This window comes from Rhizobium sp. BK377, from assembly GCF_014193935.1.
Taxonomy (GTDB): Bacteria; Pseudomonadota; Alphaproteobacteria; order Rhizobiales; family Rhizobiaceae; genus Rhizobium.
The window spans coordinates 1-3,909 of record NZ_JACIAC010000015.1 but is presented as its reverse complement, the minus strand read 5'-3'; the positions used below and the strand labels follow the sequence as shown (position 1 = coordinate 3,909).

The window sequence follows — 3,909 nt, the reverse complement described above, 5'->3', positions numbered from 1 at the left end:
TGCCGTTGCCTGACCGCGCGGTATCGGATCACATCTCGAGAAGCTGGTCTTAAGACCTGACACAAGCGAGCTGCTCGGCGTAGCTCCAATAAAGTGATCAGGTCGAACACGTCGATGGCATCGTGAATGGTCGGTTGTAAAAGGTAACCGTGCCTCTGGTTCGGCAAACTCAGGTTTGTCCGGATAGTCGATTTGGAACCCCTTCGAGCGCAAGCGAGAAGGCTAGGAATTCCAAATCCAGTAAATGATGAGCATTGGCAATGAGAACGATTAAGTGTCGTAAGGGCATTTGGTGGATGCCTTGGCATGCACAGGCGATGAAGGACGTGATACGCTGCGAAAAGCCGTGGGGAGCTGCGAATGAGCTTTGATCCATGGATCTCCGAATGGGGCAACCCACCTTAAATGCTTGGAAAATTTAAGACGATCTTCTGATCGTCTTATCTTTCCAAGCATTGTGATAAGGTATCTTACTTTCGAATAGATAGGGGTAAGAAGCGAACGCAGGGAACTGAAACATCTAAGTACCTGCAGGAAAGGACATCAACCGAGACTCCGCAAGTAGTGGCGAGCGAACGCGGACCAGGCCAGTGGCATTAGTGATTAAAGCGGAACGATCTGGAAAGTTCGGCCGTAGCGGGTGACAGCCCCGTACGCGTAGATATCATTAATGTCCTAGAGTAGGGCGGGACACGTGAAATCCTGTCTGAACATGGGGAGACCACTCTCCAAGCCTAAGTACTCGTGCATGACCGATAGCGAACAAGTACCGTGAGGGAAAGGTGAAAAGCACCCCGACAAGGGGAGTGAAAGAGTACCTGAAACCGGATGCCTACAAACAGTCGGAGGGGGCAACCCTGACGGCGTACCTTTTGTATAATGGGTCAACGACTTAGTGTAACGAGCAAGCTTAAGCCGGTAGGTGTAGGCGAAGCGAAAGCGAGTCTGAATAGGGCGATATAGTTCGTTGCATTAGACCCGAAACCGAGTGATCTAGCCATGAGCAGGTTGAAGGTTGGGTAACACCAACTGGAGGACCGAACCCGCATCTGTTGCAATAGATTGGGATGACTTGTGGCTAGGGGTGAAAGGCCAATCAAACTCGGAAATAGCTGGTTCTCCGCGAAATCTATTTAGGTAGAGCGTCTGGCGAATACTCCCGGGGGTAGAGCACTGGATGGGCTATGGGGACTCACCGTCTTACTGATCCTAACCAAACTCCGAATACCGGGAAGTACTACCAGGCAGACACACGGCGGGTGCTAACGTCCGTCGTGAAAAGGGCAACAACCCTGACCTCCAGCTAAGGTCCCCAAGTCATGGCTAAGTGGGAAAGGATGTGAGGATCCCAAAACAACCAGGATGTTGGCTTAGAAGCAGCCATCATTTAAAGAAAGCGTAACAGCTCACTGGTCTAAATAAGGGTCTTTGCGCCGAAAATGTAACGGGGCTGAAGCCATGCACCGAAGCTGAGGATTCCTCTTTGAGGAGTGGTAGCGGAGCGTTCCGTAAGCTGATGAAGGGATACCCGTGAGGGGTCCTGGAGGTATCGGAAGTGCGAATGTTGACATGAGTAACGATAAAGAGGGTGAGAGACCCTCTCGCCGAAAGACCAAGGGTTCCTGCTTAAAGTTAATCTGAGCAGGGTTAGCCGGCCCCTAAGACGAGGCGGACACGCGTAGTCGATGGGAACCACGTTAATATTCGTGGGCCTGGTGGAAGTGACGGATCGCACAAGTTGTTCTGGTTTATTGGATTATCAGGGCAGCGGAGCGGTTCCAGGAAATAGCTCCACCGTATAGACCGTACCCGAAACCGACACAGGTGGTCAGGTAGAGTATACCAAGGCGCTTGAGAGAACTATGTTGAAGGAACTCGGCAAATTGCACGCGTAACTTCGGAAGAAGCGTGACCCCATATGAGGCAACTCTTGTGGGGTGGCACAGACCAGGGGGTAGCGACTGTTTATCAAAAACACAGGGCTCTGCGAAGTCGCAAGACGACGTATAGGGTCTGACGCCTGCCCGGTGCTGGAAGGTTAAGAGGAGAGGTGCAAGCTTTGAATCGAAGCCCCAGTAAACGGCGGCCGTAACTATAACGGTCCTAAGGTAGCGAAATTCCTTGTCGGGTAAGTTCCGACCTGCACGAATGGCGTAACGACTTCCCCGCTGTCTCCAACATAGACTCAGTGAAATTGAATTCCCCGTGAAGATGCGGGGTTCCTGCGGTCAGACGGAAAGACCCCGTGCACCTTTACTATAGCTTTACACTGGCATTCGTGTCGGCATGTGTAGGATAGGTGGTAGGCTTTGAAGCGGGGACGCCAGTTTCCGTGGAGCCATCCTTGAAATACCACCCTTATCGTCATGGATGTCTAACCGCGGCCCGTTATCCGGGTCCGGGACAGTGTATGGTGGGTAGTTTGACTGGGGCGGTCGCCTCCGAAAGAGTAACGGAGGCGCGCGATGGTGGGCTCAGACCGGTCGGAAATCGGTCGTCGAGTGCAATGGCATAAGCCCGCCTGACTGCGAGACTGACAAGTCGAGCAGAGACGAAAGTCGGTCATAGTGATCCGGTGGTTCCGCGTGGAAGGGCCATCGCTCAACGGATAAAAGGTACGCCGGGGATAACAGGCTGATGACCCCCAAGAGTCCATATCGACGGGGTTGTTTGGCACCTCGATGTCGGCTCATCGCATCCTGGGGCTGGAGCAGGTCCCAAGGGTTTGGCTGTTCGCCAATTAAAGCGGTACGTGAGCTGGGTTCAGAACGTCGTGAGACAGTTCGGTCCCTATCTGCCGTGGGTGTAGGAATATTGACAGGATCTGTCCCTAGTACGAGAGGACCGGGATGGACATATCTCTGGTGGACCTGTTGTCCTGCCAAGGGCATAGCAGGGTAGCTATATATGGACGGGATAACCGCTGAAGGCATCTAAGCGGGAAACCCACCTGAAAACGAGTGTTCCCTATCAGAGCCGTGGAAGACGACCACGTTGATAGGCCGGGTGTGGAAGTGCGGCAACGCATGAAGCTTACCGGTACTAATAGCTCGATTGGCTTGATCGTTCTCATTGACCATGCTCATCTCAGGGTGAATGCATTGCATTCGTCCCGACAGAGCAAAGGCGTCAGCCTTTGCGACGGGCCCGGCAAACACGCAAGTGTTTGTCCGGTTTGGGCCTTTGACGTGTTTAAACAAGCAGGCCTTCGGCCTGCACCAGCTTCTCACACAAGTTGCGCTTCGCTGACCTGGTGGTTATGGCGGGGTGGCTGCACCCGTTCCCTTTCCGAACACGGCCGTGAAACGCCCCAGCGCCTATGGTACTTCGTCTCAAGACGCGGGAGAGTCGGTCGCTGCCAGGTCTGCTAAACGCAACTCGTGAAAACGCATATGCCCGAAGCTGAAAAGCTTCGGTAAGCTATATGCGCGGATAAAACTATCTTCTCATCATGAAAACCAAACGGCCCAAAGCCGATCAAAGGGCCGCTATCAAAGCGGCCTTTTGTGTTTGGTGCCTCATGAACGCGAGACAAATTGCTTCGCAATTTGCTCGGCAGAGATCCGCAAAGCGCACGCGCTTTGCGTAGCCGCGACAAATCCCAAAGGGATTTGCGCAATCGGTCTTTTGCCGAACGGCAAAAACCTGGACGGACGACGCTAGCGTCGCCTGGATAACGCGGGGTGGAGCAGCCCGGTAGCTCGTCAGGCTCATAACCTGAAGGCCGCAGGTTCAAATCCTGCCCCCGCAACCAAATTCTCATATCCCCTCGAAGGGTCTCTTAAGACCTTCCGCAAGCCTTCTTTCGCTGGCGGGAAAACTTCGCTTTCCCTTAGCGACACTAGCTCATCGTTCGCAAAGCTCACCATAACCTGAAGGCCGCAGGTTCAAATCCTGACCCCGCAACCA

At 53.5% G+C, this 3,909-nt stretch carries 1 tRNA gene and 2 rRNA genes; all 3 read left to right on the top strand.

The annotated features are described in order from the left end of the window. The first annotated feature begins 268 nt into the window (after positions 1-268). The 3 genes from FHT92_RS28980 to FHT92_RS28970 all read left to right on the top strand — a co-directional run bounded on the left by FHT92_RS28980 (position 269) and on the right by FHT92_RS28970 (position 3,754). A 23S ribosomal RNA gene (locus tag FHT92_RS28980) occupies positions 269-3,067 on the top strand. 182 nt (positions 3,068-3,249) lie between these two features. Further along, a 5S ribosomal RNA gene (rrf, locus tag FHT92_RS28975) occupies positions 3,250-3,364 on the top strand. 313 nt (positions 3,365-3,677) lie between these two features. Beyond that, positions 3,678-3,754 (top strand) — tRNA-Met (locus FHT92_RS28970). Positions 3,755-3,909: the final 155 nt, after the last annotated feature.